This is a genomic window from Pararobbsia silviterrae (genome assembly GCF_003628125.1).
GTDB classification, from domain to species: Bacteria; Pseudomonadota; Gammaproteobacteria; order Burkholderiales; family Burkholderiaceae; genus Pararobbsia; species Pararobbsia silviterrae.
In genome coordinates, this window is sequence record NZ_RBZU01000006.1 from 288493 (window position 1) to 307809 (window position 19317).

The 19317-nt window shown below is 62.8% G+C and carries 16 protein-coding genes; 13 read left to right on the top strand and 3 right to left on the bottom strand.

The features are described 5' to 3' along the window. The first annotated feature begins 80 nt into the window (after window positions 1-80). Both D7S86_RS15795 and D7S86_RS15800 read left to right on the top strand, forming a co-directional pair. Window positions 81-440: a helix-turn-helix domain-containing protein gene (locus D7S86_RS15795; RefSeq protein ID WP_240648201.1), complete on the top strand. Its 360-nt coding sequence runs from the start codon at window positions 81-83 to the stop codon at window positions 438-440. Continuing rightward, on the top strand, window positions 437-1681 hold the full coding sequence (locus tag D7S86_RS15800; RefSeq protein ID WP_121087798.1) for a type II toxin-antitoxin system HipA family toxin: 1245 nt from the start codon (window positions 437-439) through the stop codon (window positions 1679-1681). The genes D7S86_RS15795 and D7S86_RS15800 overlap by 4 nt, the downstream gene beginning before the upstream one ends. 72 nt (window positions 1682-1753) lie before the next feature. On the opposite strand, the gene D7S86_RS15805 is transcribed toward D7S86_RS15800, so the two are convergent. Continuing rightward, window positions 1754-2431, bottom strand: a complete 678-nt coding sequence (locus D7S86_RS15805; protein WP_121087799.1) for an RraA family protein — start codon at window positions 2429-2431, stop codon at window positions 1754-1756. 25 nt (window positions 2432-2456) lie between these two features. Then, on the bottom strand, window positions 2457-2717 hold the full coding sequence (locus D7S86_RS15810) for a hypothetical protein (RefSeq protein ID WP_147432352.1): 261 nt from the start codon (window positions 2715-2717) through the stop codon (window positions 2457-2459). A gap of 251 nt (window positions 2718-2968) precedes the next feature. On the opposite strand from D7S86_RS15810, the gene D7S86_RS15815 reads away from it, so the two are divergent. From D7S86_RS15815 to D7S86_RS15855, 8 genes are all read left to right on the top strand, one after another. Further along, complete coding sequence (locus tag D7S86_RS15815) at window positions 2969-3730, top strand: IclR family transcriptional regulator (protein ID WP_121087801.1); 762 nt, start codon at window positions 2969-2971, stop codon at window positions 3728-3730. Window positions 3731-4358: 628 nt separating this feature from the next. Then, the gene (locus D7S86_RS15825; protein ID WP_121087803.1) at window positions 4359-5969 is read left to right on the top strand and encodes a GMC family oxidoreductase; all 1611 of its coding nucleotides are present in this window, start codon (window positions 4359-4361) and stop codon (window positions 5967-5969) included. A 33-nt stretch (window positions 5970-6002) separates the two neighbouring features. After that, window positions 6003-7199 carry a sugar ABC transporter substrate-binding protein gene (locus D7S86_RS15830; protein WP_147432353.1) on the top strand — a complete coding sequence of 399 codons (1197 nt, stop codon included), beginning with the start codon at window positions 6003-6005 and terminating at the stop codon, window positions 7197-7199. 70 nt (window positions 7200-7269) lie between these two features. Next, window positions 7270-8199, top strand: coding sequence for an ABC transporter permease (locus tag D7S86_RS15835; protein WP_158601982.1), 930 nt, complete (start codon window positions 7270-7272; stop codon window positions 8197-8199). Further along, window positions 8196-9725 carry a sugar ABC transporter ATP-binding protein gene (locus D7S86_RS15840; protein ID WP_121087806.1) on the top strand — a complete coding sequence of 510 codons (1530 nt, stop codon included), beginning with the start codon at window positions 8196-8198 and terminating at the stop codon, window positions 9723-9725. The genes D7S86_RS15835 and D7S86_RS15840 overlap by 4 nt, the downstream gene beginning before the upstream one ends. A gap of 13 nt (window positions 9726-9738) precedes the next feature. Then, window positions 9739-10710 carry an ABC transporter permease gene (locus D7S86_RS15845; RefSeq protein WP_121087807.1) on the top strand — a complete coding sequence of 324 codons (972 nt, stop codon included), beginning with the start codon at window positions 9739-9741 and terminating at the stop codon, window positions 10708-10710. A 31-nt stretch (window positions 10711-10741) separates the two neighbouring features. Further along, window positions 10742-11578, top strand: a complete 837-nt coding sequence (locus D7S86_RS15850) for an NAD-dependent epimerase/dehydratase family protein (RefSeq protein WP_121087808.1) — start codon at window positions 10742-10744, stop codon at window positions 11576-11578. A gap of 288 nt (window positions 11579-11866) precedes the next feature. Continuing rightward, entirely contained in the window at window positions 11867-13042 is a 1176-nt protein-coding gene (locus D7S86_RS15855; protein ID WP_121087809.1) for an L-rhamnonate dehydratase, read from the top strand. Between the two features lie 109 nt (window positions 13043-13151). Here D7S86_RS15855 and D7S86_RS15860 read toward each other — a convergent pair whose 3' ends face one another. Then, a complete protein-coding gene (locus D7S86_RS15860; protein ID WP_121087876.1) occupies window positions 13152-14078 on the bottom strand; it encodes a LysR family transcriptional regulator in 927 nt (308 codons plus the stop codon). Between the two features lie 270 nt (window positions 14079-14348). On the opposite strand from D7S86_RS15860, the gene D7S86_RS15865 reads away from it, so the two are divergent. From D7S86_RS15865 to D7S86_RS15875, 3 genes are read left to right on the top strand one after another with little or no spacing between them, the layout of a single operon-like run. Then, a complete protein-coding gene (locus D7S86_RS15865) occupies window positions 14349-16274 on the top strand; it encodes a D-apionate lactonase family protein (protein ID WP_147432354.1) in 1926 nt (641 codons plus the stop codon). Beyond that, window positions 16274-18226: a sugar ABC transporter ATP-binding protein gene (locus D7S86_RS15870; protein ID WP_121087811.1), complete on the top strand. Its 1953-nt coding sequence runs from the start codon at window positions 16274-16276 to the stop codon at window positions 18224-18226. The genes D7S86_RS15865 and D7S86_RS15870 overlap by 1 nt, the downstream gene beginning before the upstream one ends. Beyond that, window positions 18216-19241 carry an ABC transporter permease gene (locus D7S86_RS15875; protein WP_121087812.1) on the top strand — a complete coding sequence of 342 codons (1026 nt, stop codon included), beginning with the start codon at window positions 18216-18218 and terminating at the stop codon, window positions 19239-19241. The genes D7S86_RS15870 and D7S86_RS15875 overlap by 11 nt, the downstream gene beginning before the upstream one ends. Window positions 19242-19317: the final 76 nt, after the last annotated feature.

Here is a 19317-nt window from a genome sequence, read left to right on the forward strand (position 1 = left end):
GCGCCGCGACAGACGTCTCCCGATGACAAAACGTACGTCGTCATGTCATCGTTTGTTGTGTCCAGAAAGCAAATAATAGTTTGCGTTTTATTGCTATTTTGGACATTATTCTTTCCATGCCACGTCGATCCACTGCCGCCGAAATGCTCCCGTCCCCGGTCGAGCGCTCGCTGAAGAGCCTCGGGGAGAACTTGCGCATTGCTCGGAAACGGCGGGGCGAGACCATGCGGTCATTCGCCGAGCGGATGCAGGTTTCCGTACCGACGCTGCGGAAGATGGAGAACGGTGACTCGACCGTATCGATCTCGGTGTATGCGATGGCGCTCTGGCTCGTGGGTCGTGTGCAGTTTCTGGCGGCCATTGCCGACCCCGCCGCCGACGAAAACGCACTCGCGCTGGAACTGCGGAATCTATCGGCGAAGGGAGCGGCGCGGCGATGAATAACGAGCTGCATGTATGGATGTATTTGCCCGGAGCGCTCGAGCCGGTGCATTGCGGCACGCTCGAACTCGTCGGTGGCCGCATGTGTCGGTTTTCCTATGCGACATCTTGGCTCGAACTCGACGAGGCATTCGCGCTTTCTCCTGATTTACCGCTGCGACCCGGCGCATTCGAGCCGCCGGTCGGACAGGATATTGGCCCGATATTCGAGGACGCGGGGCCCGATCGTTGGGGCAGGCCAATCATCGAGCGTGTATTCAATCCGCGTCGTCGGTCGGAGATCGACTACCTCGCGCTGGTGGGTGAGGACCGGATCGGCGCACTCGCGTTTTCCTCGAGCTCGGAGACGTATTCGCCGGCGGCCGATCAGGTACTCCATCGCGCAGACTTGCCGGCGCTGTTGGCTGCCGCGCAAGCGATCGAGCGGCGCGAGGAGATTGGCGAAGAGATGCGGCGTTTGCTGCGTCCGGGCACAAGCGCCGGTGGTGCGCGCCCGAAAGCGATCATCGAGGATGCGGGAAGACGATGGATCGCGAAATTTCCTGCGGACGGCGATACGGTGGATGTTTGCGCGATCGAGCATGCGTCGCTGCGTCTTGCGCAAGTCTGCGATATCGCGGTTCCGGATTCCAGACTCGTGACGGTTCGTGGACAAAACGTCTTACTCGTCGAGCGCTTTGATCGCGATACCGATGGATCGCGTCATCACTTCTGCAGTGCGCGGACGGCGTGTCTTGCTGATGGAATTCCGATCGAGCAGGCCGCGTATTCCGATATCGCAAACTTTGCCCGACGCTATTCGGCCACGCCGACTGCGGACGCAAGGGAAGTGTTTCGACGCATGGTGTTCAACGTGTTGATGGAAAACACCGATGATCACGAGAAAAACCACGCGTTTCTATGGAAGAACGGACGATGGAATTTGGCTCCTGCCTATGATCTGCAGCCGCAGCTTCAGGGAATCGACTATCAAGCACTGCGCGTGGGAGACAAGGGGCACGAGCCGACGCTTGAAAATGTCATGTCGGCGTGCGGGCGATTCATGCTGACCGAACACGAGGCGCGCGACATCGTGTCGGCGATGCTCGTTACGCTCGCGCGATGGGAGATTGCATTCGCCGAAGCGGGAGTCGACGCACGGGACATCGAGCAATGCGGGCCCTTCGTGCGCGTTGCTCGCGAAGCGGAAGCCTGGTCCGAAGCGACGCGTTCCGCACGTCGCTCGCGTTCGCGTGTGTGAGCGTGTGACCCTGATTGAACGGTTTCGTATAACGCCGGCCCCGAAAGCGCCGGCGTAGAGGGGGATCCGCAATCAGATGCGTCCGAACTTCTCGAGCAGATCCTGGAACGTCTTGCCTTCGAGCACGAGCTCGCGCATCTGCGCTTCGTTGCGGGCGATCGTCGACGCGCGTTCATAGACCGGGCCCATCTCGGCGGCCGGCACCACGGCCACGCCGATTTCGTCGGCCACGACCAGATCGCCCGGGTTCACGATGATGCCCCCGCACGATACCGGCACATTGATCTTGATCGGTTCGCGCCGGCCCGAGATCGCCGTATGCGCCTGGCGCGGACCCACGGCCTTCGACGACACCGGGAAATCGAGGAATCGCGCTTCGTCCGTGTCTCGGCACGATCCGTCGATCACGGCGCCCACGATGCCGGCATTCTTCGCGAGCCCCGTCATGAGGCCGCCCCAGATCGACGTATCGGTTTCGCCGAACGCATCGATCACGATGACGTCGCCGGGACGCGCGACCGTGAACACTTCGAGACAGTCGACGATATCGCCGGCCGTAAGCTGGACCGTGAGCGCAGGCCCGATGATCTTGCGCGCCGATGCGCGCGGCTTGATGTCGTTGCGCATCGTGCCGACGCGTTCGAGCGCGTCCGAGACGACACACGACAGCGACATGACGTCGGCCATCGCGACGAATTGCGCAATCAGCGCATGGTTGAGCTCAGGGCTCGGATTGACGACGATACTCATCTGATTTCCTTCAATGGATTTCCCGTTAACGACGGGGGGACACGAGATTCGGCAGCGTTTGCCCTAGCAGCACGGCCCGCACGCTTTCCGCGGCGGTGCGGCACGCTTCGTCGAGCGCATCTTCGGAGACGTAGGCGACGCGCGGCGTGACGAGGCAATTCGGCAAACTGAAAAGCGGGTTCTGCGCAGGCGACCATCCGGTCACCTGCGCACCGATCGGCGAGAGCACCGCTTCTTCGATGGCGAGATCGGGATCGTCACGATCTCTGACATACACCTGGTACACGTACGCGTTCTCCGTACTCTGCTTTTTGTGTTGCGTGATATGCAACATGAGTGCATAGTTTGCAACGTCGATCGAAAGGTACGCTTTGGGATCGGACAGAGCAAATCGGGGAAAACACGTAGAAAGCCGCCATGCGAGCGCATCTTTTTTGGCGGTACGGTAGTCATGGGTCTCATGCGAGAATCGCGCCTTTTCTGGGCACCGAGTGTGTTCAGGCGCTTTGAGTCATCACTTTCGAAGGGGAGTCGTCCGTGTCACAAAGCATTGAGCGCGCGATCGAAGTATTGATGCTGCTCGGAGGCGGGGCGCAGACGCCGGCCGAGGTCGCACGGCGTCTCGACGTGCATCGGTCGACTGCGCTTCGCATCATGGACGTCCTGTTCGAGCAGCGCCTCTTGCGCAAACTTCCGGACGGTCGCTATGGCATCGGACCCGGCATCCTGTCGCTCGCGCATCGCGCGCAGGATCAGTTCGATCTCGCCCAGCTCGCTCATCCGAAGCTGCTCAAGCTCAATGCGTTGCGCGACCAGACGGTGCACCTCGCGGAGCTGCAGCACGACGAGATCTTCTATGTCGACAAGATCGAGCCGCGGCGCTCGATTCGCCTCACGTCGCGGATCGGCCAGGCCGTGTGCCTGCATACCGCCAGTGTCGCGAAGTCGATCCTCGCGTTTCTTCCGAGCAAGGCGCGCGATGCGATGCTCGACGGCTATGTGTTCGACAAGCACACGCCGACGACCCTCAGTTCGCGCCGCGCGCTCGAACGCGAGCTGCAGCTCGTGCGCGAGCGCGGCTGGGCGACCGACGACGGCGAGCGCGAAGACTATGTCGCGAGCATCGGCGCGCCGATTCGCGACGTGGACGGAAACGTTGTCGCCGCGGTGTCGGTCATCGAACTCAAGGCGATCCACGATCTCAAGTCGATGGAGAGCCTGATGCTCGATGCCTTGCTCGAGACCGCCGATGCGATCTCGCGTGAACTCGGATGGACCGGCGCGCCCGTGATCCGTTGAACCGCGTTGTGCATGCCGAATGCGCGACGCGTTCGGATGCATGCATCGCAGCGCGTACCGCGTGTCGTCGTCCAGCAATGTCCTCTTGATGTCCGCTTGATTTCCCGCCCGATCCTCCGCCTGATGGGCCGCATTCGCGAGCGCTCGCCGAACGGTTGATGCGCCTTTCGCACGCGCATGAACGCGTGTATTCACGTCTCCTCCATCCTCGATCTTGATGCGGCATTGCATGTGTCGGGTCGAGCCGCGCGCGCGATCCGTCCGTTCATGCGCGTGCGTCCTGCTCAAGCGTCACGCGCTTATTTGCCTGGATGTCCCTCATCCGCAACGGGCATTCATCCCAGATGATCGCTTCGCTTTCGTGTCCCTTCGCGTCGGCTTCCCGCGTGGTCTCCGCAGATGTTGGGACACGGGCCGTCGTTGTCTCCAAAACGAGGGTTTGCCCTTGGTTGTCGACCCACGTCGACGCGAGTAATGTGCGTCCTAAGTTGCTCAATGCGCATCGCAGTTGCGTATAGCGCAACACAAAAATAGGATAAAACGGACTTCGAAGTCGACGCGGCGCGACATATGTTTCGATGTGCGCGATCTGTACGACGCGAAGTCACGCATCTGAAGGCGAGTCTCAATGAATCAGAAGAACACGACCGACTACATCGTGATCGGCGCGGGATCGGCAGGGGCCACCATCGCGGGACGTTTGCTCGATCGGGGGCATTCGGTGACGGTCATCGAGGCGGGTCGTCTCGACAACCATCCGCTGATGCCGGTGCCCGCGGGCTTTACGAAGCTCATGCCGACGCGGCATCTGTTCCATTACCGCACGACCCCTCAAGACGCACTCGGCGGCCAGACGCGGATTCTTCCGCAAGGCAAGGTCGTCGGCGGCGGCAGCTCGGTCAACGCCATGGTCTATATCCGCGGACAGGCCGCGGATTTCGACGACTGGCAGGCCAAGGGGGCGAGCGGCTGGTCGTATGCGGATGTTCTGCCGTATTTCATCCGCGCCGAATCGAACGATCGCTTCGGACCGCCTTATCACGGCAACGAAGGCCCGCTCGGCGTGTCGGATCTCAACTACGTCGACACGCTGTCGCGCGCGTTCGTACAGGCCGCGCAGCAGGCGGGACATTCGTATAACCCCGACTTCAACGGCGCACGGCAGGAAGGCGTCGGCTTCTGTCAGGTCACGACGAAGGACAACCGGCGCAGCAGCGCGGCGAAAGCCTATCTGCACAAGCACTATCGGAATCCTAAGCTGCGGCTCGTCACGTCGGCATTCGTCGAGCGCATCGTCATCGAGAAGGGCCGCGCGGTGGCCGTGCGTTACGTGCGCGACGGTCGCGTCGAGACCGTGCACGCCGATCGAGAAATCATCTTGAGCGCGGGTGCGATCCAGAGTCCGAAGGTGTTGATGCTGTCAGGCATCGGCCCCGCCGATGCGTTGCGCAAGCAGGGTCTCGACGTCGTGCTCGACGCGCCCGAAGTCGGCCGTAATTTCCAGGATCACGCGGAAGTCCCCGTCATCGCGTTCTGTCCGGACGACAAGCCCGTCGGGTACTTCGGCCACGACACGGGACTCAACGCAGTGCGTCACGGCTTGCAGTTCGCGATGTTCGATTCGGGTCCGGCCACGTCGAACGTCGTCGAAGCGCACTGCTTCGCAGACTCGACGCGCGGCGGCGGACGCGCCGACGTGCAGATGCAGTTCCTGCCGCTCGTCTATCTGGACCTGATGGAGAAAGACATCATCCAGCACGCGGGCGCGACGATCAACACGTGCGTCGTGCGTCCGAAGAGCCGGGGCACGATTGCGCTGCGCAGCACCGACCCGACGGACGACCCCATCATCGATCCCGCCTATTTCTCGGACCCCGACGATCTCGAACGGACGATCCGCGGGCTTGAATGGGCGCGCGAAATCATGCGGGCGTCGGCGTTGCAGAAATATGTGGTCGGCGAAAAGCTGCCGGGCACGCAGACGCGTACGCGCGACGACTGGCTCCTGTTCATCAAGGAGTACGCGAAGACCGTCTATCACCCGGCGGGCACTTGCCGGATGGGGAGCGACGGCACGGCCGTCGTCGACCCGATGCTGCGCGTGAACGGTATCGACGGCCTGCGCGTCGCCGATGCATCGGTCATGCCGTCGCTCACGAGCGGCAACACGAATGCGCCGTCGATCATGATCGGCGAGCGATGCGCCGACTTTGTTCTTCAAGGCCGCACAAACCCATAAGCCACGTAGTCGTATCCACCCAGGAGACACGAATTGAAGCTGACCCGTAGACAGTTCAACAAGATGGCCGCACTCGCGGCAGCCGTGGGCACCGTGCCGCAACTCGCGGCGGCTCAGACGAAAAATAAGCTCAAGATCACGAGCGTCGTGACGCGGCTCGAAAACGATTACTTCACGAACTGGAACAAGGGCGCAACGGAAGCCGCCGCCGCGATCGGCGTCGACTACAAGATTCTCGCGTACGACGGTCAGGCGGCGAAGCACATCGAGATCGTCGAAGCGCAATTGCAGGCCGGCACGAAGGGCCTGTTCGGCGATTCGAACGACACCGCGAACGTCAAGCAGATCACAAGCCTCGCGGGCAAATACAACGCGACCTATATCGCGGTTTGGGACACGCTGCCCTGGATGCATCCGATCGATCAGGGCAACGGCTACGGCAGCTTTTTCGCGGCCGACGACGTACAGAACGCGTATAACCTCGCGAAGACGCTGTTCGAGGCCATGGGCAGCAAGGGCAACTTCGTGCATATCACGGGTTTCCCGGGTGCGTCGCCCGATATCTCGCGCACGCTCGGCGTCGATCGCGCGCTCAAGGAGTTCCCGAATATCAAGCTGCTCGCGCGTCAGCCGGGCAACTGGAATCCGGTCGATTCGCGCCGCGTGATGGAAGACATGCTGACCCGTTATCCGAAGATCGACGGCGTCTACGCGCAAAACGACAGCGAAGGCCTGGGCATCGTGCAGGCGCTCAAGGAAGCGGGCCTCAAGATTCCGGTGGTCGGACACGACGGCAATGCCGAGAACCTCGAACTCATCGAGCAGGGGCAATACCTCGCCTCGATCAGCTATATCCCGCAATACCAGGCCGGCTTTGCGCTCGTGCGCGCATTTGACGTGCTGAACGGCTGGAAGCCGTCGCCGACCGAACTGATGATGGCGACGGGCGGCACGCTCGTGACGAAGGCCAACGTCGCCAAGATCAAGGCGTTCCTCGGCGGCGGCAAGCTTCCGTTCGATTGGCGCAAGATGTCGCGCGTGCTGAGCCCCGACGATTGGGATCCGCAAAACTTCGTCTGGCCGCTCGACGTCGAACAGATGTGGGCGCCTTATCCGCGTCCGGCCGGTTACGAGCTGCCCAAGGCCTATCGCGACGCGGTCGCCGCCGGCGATCTCCAGCGCTACAAGGACCTGTACTTCTCTCACTACAAGAAGCGCATTCCGACCTAAGGTTCGCGCGCGCCGCGACGACGCATCGTCGCGGCGCGCCATGTGTATTCGATACGGCCGAGGCATTCAAGTGAAGGTTATTCAGCTCGCCATGCTTGCCGCGACGTTGGTCGTCGCGCAAGTGCTGGCTTCCATGTCTGGCATCTCGTTCTTCAATCTGCAGAACGTCCGCGATCTGCTGCTGTCGTCGTCGGTCACGTTGATCGTCGCGTGCGGCATGTCGGTGGTCATCCTGATCGGTTCGATCGATTTGTCGGTCGGCGCGATCGCGACGACGGCCGGCATGGTCTCCGCCTGGCTGCTGCCGGCGATCGGGTGGTGGGCGCTCGTGCTGGGCGTCGCGATCGGGCTCGTGTGCGGACTCGTGAACGGCGCGCTCTACGTCTATTTACGCATCCCGTCCATTCTCGTGACGCTCGGCATGGCGACCGCGCTGTCGGGCGCGGTCATGTTCATTTCAGGGGGCGAATCGATCGCCGTCATGACACCGGCCGTGATCCGCTTCGTGCAGGCGTCGATCCTGCCGGGCGTGCCCTTGCTCGCGCTTTATGCGCTCGTCGTCTATGTCGCGGTGGTCGGCTTGCAGAAGAAAGGCGTCGTCGGCCGGCATTGGCTCGCGATCGGCGGCGACGAAAACATCGCGCGCACGCTCGGCGCGGGCGTCGATCGCGCCAAGATCCTGGCGTTTGCGCTGAGCGGCACGCTCGCGGGTCTCGGCGGCGTGCTGCTGATGGCGCGTCTGGGCACCGCGACGGTGTCGATGGGCGATTTCCTGACGCTCGCGACGATCGCGGCCGTCGTGCTCGGCGGCACGGCGATCACGGGCGGACACGGCGGCGCGCTCGGTTCGATCATCGGCGTGCTCGTCGTCTCGACGCTCGCCGATCTCATGAACCTGATCGCCGTGTTTCCCTATTGGCAGGACATCATCAAGGGCCTCGTGCTCGTCGTCGCACTGCTGATCACATCGTTCCGCCAACGGGAGTTCGAAGTCAAATGAGCGGTCAACCTCATACACTGTTGTCGGTCAACGGCGTCAAGAAATCCTTTGGACCGACATCGGTGCTCGATAACGTCTCGCTCGACGTCCGGCATAACGAATTGCTCGGCATTGCGGGAGAAAACGGCGCGGGCAAGTCGACGTTGCTCAAGATCATGGCCGGCGTCGTGTCGCCCGATCAGGGCGGCATGACGTTCGACGGTCGGCCGCATGTGCCGGCGAACTACGCCGAAAGCGCCCGCGCGGGCGTCTTCATGGTGTTTCAGGAGCAGGCGCTGCTCCCGAATATGTCGGTGATCGACAATATCGCGCTCGGCAACGAAGCCTGGTTGCGCGCGCATGCATCGGGGCGTTCGCTCGCGCGCGTGGCGCGCGCGCAGCTCGACGAACTCGGCTTGAGCCATGTGCGGCTCGACGTCGTCGTCGGTCGTTTGCCGTTCCATGTGCGTCAGATGATCGAAATCGGCCGCGCGTTCATTCTCGCGCAGCTCTTCGACGTCAAGCATCCGGTGATCCTGCTCGACGAGCCGACCGCCGCGATCGGCGAACGCGAGATCGCCTTGCTGCTCGGCAGCGTGCGCAAGCTGCTCGATCGCGCATCGTTCGTGCTCATCACGCATCGCTTGTCGGAATACATCGAGTTCTGCGATCGCACATGTGTGCTCAAGGACGGCGTCAACAGCGGCGAGGTTTCGAAGGCCGAGATTTCCGAGGCGCGGCTGCATGCGCTGATGGTCGGGCGTCAACGCAATAGCCAGTTCTATCACGAGCATCGCCAACGTCAGGCCTTCGGCGCGCCGTTGATCGAGGTTCAAGGTCTCGACGGCGCGGGTGTCGCGGACGTGTCGTTCGCGGTGCGCGCGGGCGAGATCGTCGGCATCGGCGGCTTGATGGGGTGCGGCAAGGAAGCCGTGGTGCGCGCTTTCACGGGACATGAGGACTTTCCGGTCAAGGGCACGGTCGCGATTTCGGGCGCCGCGTTGCCGCTCAAGCGTCGCAATGCGGCCGCCGTCAAGGCGGGCGTCGGCGTCGTGCCGAAGGAGCGCAAGACCGAAGGCGCGTTCATGTATATGAGCGTCGCGAACAATATCGGCATCGCCGCGAGAAAGCGCGTCGTCGGCGCGTTGGGCTTGCTCTCGCAACGCAAGGAGCGCGCGATCGCGCGCGAGCAGATCAAGGCGCTCGGCGTGCGGACCTCGGGCCCCGATCAGTTGATCAAGAATCTCTCGGGCGGCAATCAGCAAAAGGTCATTCTCGGGCGCTGGCTTGCCGCGGGCGTGCGCGTGCTCGTGCTCGACAATCCGACGCGCGGCGTCGACGTCGGGGCCAAGGAAGACATCTATAAGCTCCTGCGCGATCTGGCCGACACCGATGTCGCCATTCTGCTCGTGAGCGACGATATTCTCGAACTGACCGGCCTCAGCAATCGGATTCTCGTGATGCGCGAAGGCCGTGTCAGCGCCGAATTCGATGCGCCGGTCGACGCGAAGCCGACCGAGCGCGATCTCGTCGCCATGATGACCTGATAGGAACACGACTATGTCCACGACTGTTTCGGCTTCGCGCCGCTGGGTGCCTTCGTTGAGCACGTGCCTGCTCATTGCGTCGGTGATCCTGATGCTCGTTATTTTTCAAGCGGGCAACGCACGCTTTCTTTCGTTTTTCAATCTGTTGAATTTCTTGCGGCAGTCCGCCGTATTGCTCGTCGTGGCGACGGGACTCACGCTGGTGATTCTCATCGGCAGTATCGATCTGTCGATCGGCGCGCTCGTCACGTTCTCGGCGATCGCGACTTCGGTGCTGCTGCGCGATTTTCAATGGCCCGCATGGCTGGCCATCCTCGCGGCGCTCGGCATCGGCTTGGTCGTCGGACTCGTGAACGGTCTGCTGACCGTCGTCGTGAACATTCCGTCGTTTATCGGCACGCTCGGCGTGATGATGGTGCTCGGCGGCGTATCGGTCTGGATGTCGGGCGGACAGAACGTGATGTTCTCGAACGAGACGATGGACTGGATCGCGTCGGGCCGCACGATCTCGGGCATACCCAATGTCGCGCTGTGGGCGTTCGCGGTATTCGCCGTCGCGGTGATCGTCTCGAACAAGACCTATCGCGGCCGGACGGTGTTCGCCACGGGCAGTAGTACGATGGCGGCGCGCATCGTGGGGCTCAACACGCAATTCATCCGGCTCGGCGCGTTCATGGCGTGCAGCATGTTGTGCTCCGCAGGTGCGGTGCTCATGGTCGCGCGCACGTCGGTCGGCACCCCGCGCATGGGCGACGGTATGCTGCTCGACGCCATCGCGGCCGTGGTGATCGGCGGGACGGCGCTCTCGGGCGGAAGCGGCGGCGTGCATCGGACGATCTTCGGCGTGGCGATCATCGCGTTGCTCAAGAACGGCTTGAACGTGATCGGCGTCAATCCCTATCTGCAATTGATCATTACGGGCGCGGTCGTCGTGATCGCCGTGACGATGACGCTCGATCGCAGCCGCATGGCCTTCGTCAAATAGGCCGCGCGGCGCGCATGTTACGGAATAGCACATGACAGACAATCGATCGACGAGAAAAGTCCTCATCACAGGCGCGAACGGCCATCTTGGGTTCATGCTGTTCGAGCATTTTTCATCCTTGCCGGGCTGGGACGTCTGGGGGCTCGACATCACGCCTCCGAGACATCCGAAGATCGTGCAGGGCGACACGACGCAATTCGACGCCGACTGGACGCACGTCCTCGACGGTTGCGACGCGATCGTGCATCTTGCCGCCGATCGTTCACCGACCGCCGAATGGGCTTCGGCGATCCACAACAATATGGACGCCGTGTTCAATCTCTACGAGGCCGCCGCACGGCATCACGTGCGGCGCATCGTGTTCGCGAGTTCGAACTGGGTGTTCGGCGGTTATCGGTTCGGCGACGAACGGTTGTCCGAGTCGCTGACGCCGAAGCCCGTCAATGCGTACGGCGTATCGAAGCTCTTCGGCGAGCGTGTGGCGGCGTTTTATGCGCGTGCGCGCGGCGTATCGACCGTCAGCGCGCGGATCGGCTGGCTCCAATGGACTCATGACAACGTGCCGGGGCCGCATATGGCCATGGGTCGCTGGGGTCAGCAGATGTGGCTGAGCCAGCAGGACTTCTTCGACGGGATGCGGTGCGCGGTCGAAGCGCAATTCGACGGACTCGAGATCGTCAATCTCGTGTCGAACAACGACGGCATGCGGTGGGATCTCGACGCGGGACGCACGAAGATCGGCTTCACGCCGTCGTCGCATGCGACGCCGCGTCTGCCGTTATCGCTCCGCCTCAAGGACTTCGGCGCCTGGTTGCGGCACAAGGGTGTGCCGGACTGGCTCGCGCGTCGGATCCCGGACAGCTGGTGAACATTGTGGCGCGGGCGTGATCGTGCAGATCGCGTCCCGCGCGCCGCGACAGCCTGATTTCAGGCGTGCGTTCGCACGCCGCCCCCGATAACCGCTACGAATCGCCCCATTCGTAAAATTCAATAGCCGGTTATCGCATTCTTCCCCACACTCCGCATTGCTCGAAGCACAGGGACGCCGACTCTCGGGCTGCATGCGAGCGCGTCGTTGCCGGATTGCCGCGCGCCGTCGAGTGGAGTCGGTCCCCTGCTCAAACATCCAACCGTTTGCGCCAGGAGATCAGGTTTCATGAAGATTAAGCATGTACGCACGCGTGTCTATGAGTGGCGAGGCAAAGTGGTGGCGCCGCAGTCACATTTCTGCACGAATGCGGTCGACATCCTCTATGAACGCGGCGACGCGATGGGCTCGTTTCGCTTTCACGGATGGCTGGTCGTCGAAATCGAATGCGACGACGGCACCGTCGGTATCGGCAATTGCGCGCTCGCGCCGCATGTCGCGAAGAAGATCGTCGATGAATACCTGGCCCCGATCGCGATCGGCGAGGATCCGTTCGATAGCGAATACATCTGGCAAAAGATGTATCGGCGCACGCTCGCGTGGGGCCGCAAAGGCATCGGCATGGCCGCGATCTCGGCCGTGGATCTCGCGATCTGGGACATCAAGGGCAAGGCGGTGAACAAGCCCGTCTTCAAGTTGCTCGGCGGCCGGACCAAGGAAAAGATTCCGTGCTACGCGTCGAAGCTCTATAACAACGACGATCGCGACGCCTTTCTTGCCGAGGCCCAGGGGTATCTCGATCAAGGCTTCACGGCGATGAAGATGCGCTTCGGCTACGGTCCGAAAGACGGCGCCAAGGGCATGCAGAAAAATCTCGAGCAAGTGCGTCTGCTGCGCGAACTCGTCGGCGACGATGTCGACATCATGCTCGAGTGCTATATGGGGTGGACGCTCGAATACGCGCGCCGCATGCTGCCGCGGCTCGCGCCGTATGAACCGCGCTGGCTCGAAGAGCCCGTGATCGCCGATGACGTCGAGGGCTATCAGGAACTCAAGAAGATGAACATCGTGCCGATTTCGGGCGGCGAGCACGAATTCACGGTCTATGGGTTCAAGGACCTGCTCGAACGCCGCGCGGTCGACGTGATTCAATACGACACGAATCGCGTGGGCGGCATCACGGCGGCGCTCAAGATCAACGCGATGGCCGAGGCGTGGTCCGTGCCCGTCATTCCGCATGCGGGTCAGATGCACAACTACCATCTGACGATGGCGAGCACGGCGAGTCCCCTCGCGGAGTTTTTCCCGGTCTTCGACGTCGAGGTCGGTAACGAGCTGTTCTATTACATTTTCGAGGGCGAGCCGCAGCCCGAGAACGGGTATCTGCAATTGTCCGACACGACGCCGGGGCTCGGCCTCACGTTGAGCGACGCGTACACGGACAGCTTCCATATCGTCGAGTAAGCCTGCATCGAACGTGCATCCACGGCTTGCCCATGCGCTAGCCGCGGATGCCGCATAGGCTGCACCGACGTGCGTGCCGGCGTCGTGCGCGCCGTCGCGGCACGTAGCGTTACGCCACGGCCCGAATGGCGTCGATGACGAGTTGCGTCGCGGGCCGAATCCGATGGTTCTTTCTGAGGATCAGCCCGTACGGCGCGAGTCGTCCGCGCAAGGGCGTCGGCAGCGCCGCGATCGTGCCGAGATCCGAGTAGTAGCGCGCGACCGAACTCGGCAACACGGCAAGCATATCGGACTCGCGCAGCAACGAGAGCGTGGTCAGGATCGACGATGTCTCGACCGTACTCGGCGGCGGCGACACGCGCGATTCGCGAAACGTCTGGTCGATGATCTGACGCATCGGACTCGGATGCGGCTGCACGATCCACGCAAAGCGCGTGAGTTCGGCCAGACGCGGGCGGCTCGCGCTCGTCGTCATCGGGTGATCGGGCCGCGACACGATCGACAGATCTTCCTCGGAGAGCGCCTCGAACGTGAGATCGCTGTCGGCGAACCCGTACGGGATGCGCCCGACGACGATGTCGAGTTCGTCTTGTTGAAGCGCGGGCACGAGCACGTCGCTCGTGTCGATCTGCACGGTCATATGCAGGCGCGGATGTTGCGCCTTGAGCGACACGATGACTTGCGTCAGCAAATCGGGTGCGGGCGCCATGACCGCGCCGATCCTCACCTTGCCGACATCGCCGGCCGCGATCGCGGCCAGTTCCTCTCTGAGTTCGCCGAGATTTTCGAATACGACGCGCGCGTAGCGGATCATCGCTTCGCCGTAGACCGTCGGTTCCATGCCGCGCGCGTGGCGGATGAACAGCGCGACGCCGACGGTGTCTTCAAGCTCCTGCAACGCCTTTGTCGCCGCGGGCTGGGTCATCGCGAGTTCTTCGGCCGCCTTGCGCAAGGACAGCGACTCGGACAGCGCCACCATCAATTGAAGGTGGCGCAGGCGCAGGCGTTTTCGAATGGTCGAAATGGGGGCAATCATGCTGGGTATGAGCGAATGAACATCATCGTGACGGTGTCGATGCGATACGTGAAAACCCGAGTGCCGACACCTCGAAAAATCGGCGCCAAGGCCCGTCATGGCGGGCTTTGCGCGCGATGCGACGGCTTCGGCGAGCGATAACCACAGGAAATAGGCCGATGCCATTTATTCAATAGTAACTTATCGCCTTTTTTTGCAAACTTCCATCAGAGATCAGCGGCCGCGAGCCGCACATCGATACCACGTCAAACGATCCGGAGACAAACGCTGATGGCCACTGTTGCTATGGCGGACACAGATGCCATGGGCGGCGCGCGATGCGAACAGGTCCGTGTGCTGCGCGCCGGTACGCTGCACGCGAGACTCGAAGGTCATGCGCTTCGCTATATTCGGTTCGCGAACGTCGAAGTCCTCAGGGCGCTGCAGTTCGCCATGCGCGGCGCGGGCTGGGAAACGCATCCTTTCGACGTGCGTTCGACGCGCATTCGCGAAACGTCCGATTACTTCGAAGTCGTCATCGATGGAACCACGGGGCCGAGCGGCGATGAACTCGATGTGTCGATCGCGATCGAGGGGCATGCATCGGGCCGCCTGACCTATACGACGATCGCGTCCGTGCGGCGCGCCGTCGAGACCAATCGCACGGGCATCGTCATGCTGCATCCGCTGAGCGTCAGCGGCGAGCGCGTCGTGGCCGAGCACGACGACGGCACGCTGAGCGAAAGCCGGTTTCCCGAACGGATCGAGCCTTACCAGCCGTTTCTCGCGCTGCGTGCATTGCGCCACGCAATCGGAGATCAGGTCGAGGTCGCGATTCGCATGACGGGCGATGTGTTTGAAATGGAGGATCAGCGGAATTGGTCCGATGCCTCGTTCAAGACTTATAGCCGTCCGATTGCGCTGCCGTGGCCGTATCCGCTTGCCGCGGGCGAGACGTATGTGCAGCGCGTCGATATCGATGTGAGGCCGTTGACGTCGCCCGTCGCCGTGGATGATCCGCGCATCGCGCGAGAACAGGGCCTTGAACAAGGCCCTGGGCAAGACTTCGACGCGCACGCGCCCGGACGATCGCAACCGATCCGTATCCAGATCGGCGCGGCCACCGATACGCGTCTGCCGTCGATCGGACTCGGCATCGACGCCGACGCCGACGTATGCGACGCCTCGCACGTCGATCTGTTGGGCGTACTGCGTCCGAATCATCTGGTCGCGACGATATGCTCCGATGACGACGCGGCTTCGCTTGCGCTGCGCTTCAAGCGCATCGCGTCGTTGACCGCGTCGGCGGGGGCCGACCTCGTGCTGAACGTGATCCTCGCGTGCCGGGATACGCCCGATGCCGAACTCGAAACGGTGCGGCACGCGATGCATGCCGCAGGCGTCGCGCCGGGTGCGGTGTTCGTCACGCCCGCCGTGGACCTCAAGGCGGTGTTGCCGGGATCGCCGTGGCCTGCCGCGCCCTCGCTCGAGTCGCTGTATGACGCGGCGCGGCGCGTGTTCGGTCCGGCCAAGATCGGCGGCGGCACCCTTGCGTATTTCGCCGAGCTCAATCGCAAACGTCCCGATCCCGCCGCGCTCGATTTCATCGGCTTCACGACCTGTCCGATCGTGCACGTGGCCGACGACGAATCGGTCGTCGAAACGCTGAGCTGTATCGAGTTCATCGCGCGCAGCGTCAAGGCCTTGTTTCCCGATGTGCCGTTCTGGGTCGGACCGTCGTCGATCGCAATGCGCGCGAATCCGTATGGCGCGCAGACGCCGGCGAATCCGTCACGCTTGAAAATTGCCCAGACGCACGACGACGTCCGTCAATTCGAATCGTTCGCGGCGGCTTGGGCGCTCGGCTATATCGCGGAATTCGCGAAACACGGCGCGCAGCGCATCGGCGTGGCCGAACTCACGGGATTCAGCGGCATCACGCTCGCCTCGAACGGACGCCTCGAATTGTCCGCGCTCGGACACCTGCTCGCGGCGCTCTATCGCGTGACGGGATACCGCCTGCTCGATGTGAGCGCTGCGTACCCCGCGGGCAGCACGGCTGTGCTCGCGGTCGACGACGGCGCGGTGCATCGCGTCTGGATCGCGAACCTCACGCCAGAGCGGATCTGTTATCACGTCGATCACGGATCGAATCCACATCGGCGCGTCGAGGTGGACGGGTATTCGGTCGCGCCCATTGTTTTGGAGGTTTGCTGATGCATCCCATCCCGGCCGACGATTCGTCGGTTATCGCGACGCTCGGCGACGTGACCAAGCGCTTCGGCGCGGTCAACGCGCTGAGCGGATGCAGCGTGTCGCTGCGGCGCGCCGAGGTGCACGCGCTGATCGGCGCGAACGGCGCCGGCAAGTCGACGCTGTCGCGCATCATCGCCGGACATATTCCGAGGACGTCGGGCACCTATCGTTTCAAGGGCGAAGCGGTCGACTTCGCTTCGCCGAGAGAAGGCTTGACGGCGGGGATCTCGATCGTGATGCAGGAGACAAGCATCGCGCCCGATCTCAGCGTGCTCGAAAACATCGCGCTGGCCGAGTTCGGCACGCGCGGCCGCACACGCTGGAACAGGATGCGCGAGAAAGCCGCGAACGCGCTCGTCGACATCGAACAGTCGCCGGATCTGCTGCATTTGCGCGCGGGTGATCTGTCGATCGCGCAGCGGCAGATGATCGAGATATGTAAGGCCTTGTATAACGATTCGGACGTGATCATCTTCGACGAACCGACCGCCTCGTTTTCGCCGCTTGAGGTCGAGCAGTTGTTCGCCGTCATGCGATTGCTGCGCGAGCGCGGCAAGTCGCTCGTCTTCGTCTCGCACCGGCTCGAAGAGATCCTTGAGATCACCGATCGGATCACGGTGATCCGTGACGGCCGCACGGTGGCGACCGATATCGCGACCTCGTCGATCACGACGCGCGATCTCGTGCGCTGGATGGTCGGACGCGATATCGAGAACGTCTACGAGAGCGCGCCGCAGCCGCAAGCGAGCGCTTCGCGCGAGCATGCCGTGCTCGACGTCCGGCATCTCGCTTCGGCGCCCTTGCTCAGGGATCTGTCGTTTTCGGTCGGGCGCGGCGAGATCGTCGGACTCGCGGGTCTTGTCGGCGCGGGGCGTTCCGAGGCGCTCGAGTCGCTGTTCGGCCTGCGCAAGATGCAAGGCGGCGAGGTCTTGCTCGACGGCAAGCCCTATCGACCCGAGACGCCGATCAAGGCGATTCGCGCGGGGATGGGGTTCATCGGCGAGGATCGTCGGCGCCAAGGACTCGTGCCCGATCTGTCGGTCCAGGAGAACCTGCTGCTCGCGCGCCTCGGCAGGCGTCGCGCGTGGTTCACCGACTACGGCACGCAGACTTCGGCGATCGATGCCTTGTTCAAGGATCTCGACATGCCGGTGCACGTGCGTGATGTGCCGATGTTGAGTTTGAGCGGCGGTCAGCAGCAAAAGGTCCTGCTCGCGCGCTGGCTGATGCTGAGTCCGTCGATCCTGTTGCTCGACGAGCCGACGCGCGGTGTCGACATCGGCGCGCGCAGCACGCTCTATCGGATCATCCGCAAGGTCGCGGCGAGCGGCGTCGCCGTCGTCGTCGTGTCGTCGGATTTCGAGGAAGCGCTCGGACTTTGCGATCGCATCGTCGTGATGAGCGACGGCGTATCGGTGGCCGAGGTGCCGAGCCATATGCTCGATCCCGCGATCTTGACGATGTTGTCGATGCCGCGTTCGTCGGCGCGCCAGATGAAGGCCGTGCTCGACGACATCGCGCGCGAGATCGAAGGGGCGGCATTCTGGGTACAGATCGAGCGGGGCCGCGTGTTTTGCCTCGATCTCGTCGAACGTCACGCGATGCAGCTCGGCTTCGCGCCGACGCATTTCCCGATGGTCGAACAAACGGCGCTTCGCGCGCTGTGGTCGGCCGATACACAAGACGGTCAGGTCGTCGAGGACGGCGCGGTGCGCGCGGTCAAGCTGCGGCTCGTCAACGCGTCGGGACACGCGTTCGGCGAGATCGGCATGTCGATACCTTCGAATATCGATGCGGCGCCTCTAAGTCGCGCCGCGCGCATCGTGGCCGACGCACTCGCGCGGCACGCGATTACCCATATCCGCGTCGCGATCGACACGTATCAGCATGAGGAGACACTGAATGAACGCTAAGACGATCCGCGATCCGCAAACCGAACCGCGACAGACCGCGGGCAAGGCCAAACGCGGTTGGCGCAAGGTACTGAGTCACTATCAGCTCGAAGTCCGCATGGGCCTCCTATTCGTGCTGATTTGCGCGGCGTTGGGGATCTCCTCGCCGCACTTTTTATCGTTGGGCAACGTGCTGAATCTCATGGATCAGGCCGTTGTGACCGGGATCGCGGCTATCGGCCAGACATTCGTCGTGCTCGTCGGCGGGATCGACCTGTCGGTCGGATCGCTGACGGGCGTCGGCGGCATCGTGCTCGGGCTGGCGATCAATACCTTCGGCATTCCGCTGATTCCGTCGATCGCGATCGCGATCATCGGCGGCGGATTGCTGGGGCTCGTCAACGGCTTGCTCGTCACGCGCGGTCGGATCGCGCCGTTCATCGTGACGCTTGGCATGATGTCGATCGGACGCTCGCTCGCGTTCGTGCTCACGAACGGCAATTCGATCTCGACGTTGCCCGATGCGCTGTCCGCGCCTTCGACGGCGACGGTGTTCGGCTTCCCGGTCAATTTCCTGCTTGTGCTCGTGCTGTTTGCAGTGACCTGGGCGTATCTGACGTTCGCCAAGGGCGGCCGCACGATCTATGCGCTCGGCAGCAATCGTGAAGCCGCGCGCGCGGCGGGCTTGCGCGTGGATTTTTACAACGTGCTCGTCTATGTGCTGTCGGGCGCGTTCTCCGCGCTCGCGGCGGTCATGCTCGCATCGCGGCTCATGTCGATCGATCCGATCGCGGGCACGGGGCTCGAACTCGATTCGATCGCGGCCGTCGTGATCGGCGGAGCGAGCCTGTTCGGCGGACGCGGCTCGATGATCGGCACGTTTTTCGGCGTGTTGATTCTTGTGCTGATCCACAACGGTCTGAACTTGCTGAATGTCGGTCCGTATTGGCAAGGCAGCGCGATCGGCACCGTCATCATCGTCGCCGTGCTCGGCGAGCGGCTGTTGAGCGCGCGTTTCGGGGCGCGGGCGAAATAGCCGCGTGCTTCAGTGACGTCCTTAGCGACGTTCTTGGCGACATCCTCAGGGAAATCGATTCTTACAACGTAGAACC

Coding starts and splice junctions, on each gene's coding strand:
- D7S86_RS15800 (WP_121087798.1), top strand. CDS start 437: ATGAATAACGAGCTGCATGTATGGATGTATTTGCCCGGAGCGCTCGAG.
- D7S86_RS15805 (WP_121087799.1), bottom strand. CDS start 2,431: ATGAGTATCGTCGTCAATCCGAGCCCTGAGCTCAACCATGCGCTGATT.
- D7S86_RS15825 (WP_121087803.1), top strand. CDS start 4,359: ATGAATCAGAAGAACACGACCGACTACATCGTGATCGGCGCGGGATCG.
- D7S86_RS15840 (WP_121087806.1), top strand. CDS start 8,196: ATGAGCGGTCAACCTCATACACTGTTGTCGGTCAACGGCGTCAAGAAA.
- D7S86_RS15845 (WP_121087807.1), top strand. CDS start 9,739: ATGTCCACGACTGTTTCGGCTTCGCGCCGCTGGGTGCCTTCGTTGAGC.
- D7S86_RS15850 (WP_121087808.1), top strand. CDS start 10,742: ATGACAGACAATCGATCGACGAGAAAAGTCCTCATCACAGGCGCGAAC.
- D7S86_RS15855 (WP_121087809.1), top strand. CDS start 11,867: ATGAAGATTAAGCATGTACGCACGCGTGTCTATGAGTGGCGAGGCAAA.
- D7S86_RS15860 (WP_121087876.1), bottom strand. CDS start 14,078: ATGATTGCCCCCATTTCGACCATTCGAAAACGCCTGCGCCTGCGCCAC.
- D7S86_RS15865 (WP_147432354.1), top strand. CDS start 14,349: ATGGCCACTGTTGCTATGGCGGACACAGATGCCATGGGCGGCGCGCGA.
- D7S86_RS15870 (WP_121087811.1), top strand. CDS start 16,274: ATGCATCCCATCCCGGCCGACGATTCGTCGGTTATCGCGACGCTCGGC.
- D7S86_RS15875 (WP_121087812.1), top strand. CDS start 18,216: ATGAACGCTAAGACGATCCGCGATCCGCAAACCGAACCGCGACAGACC.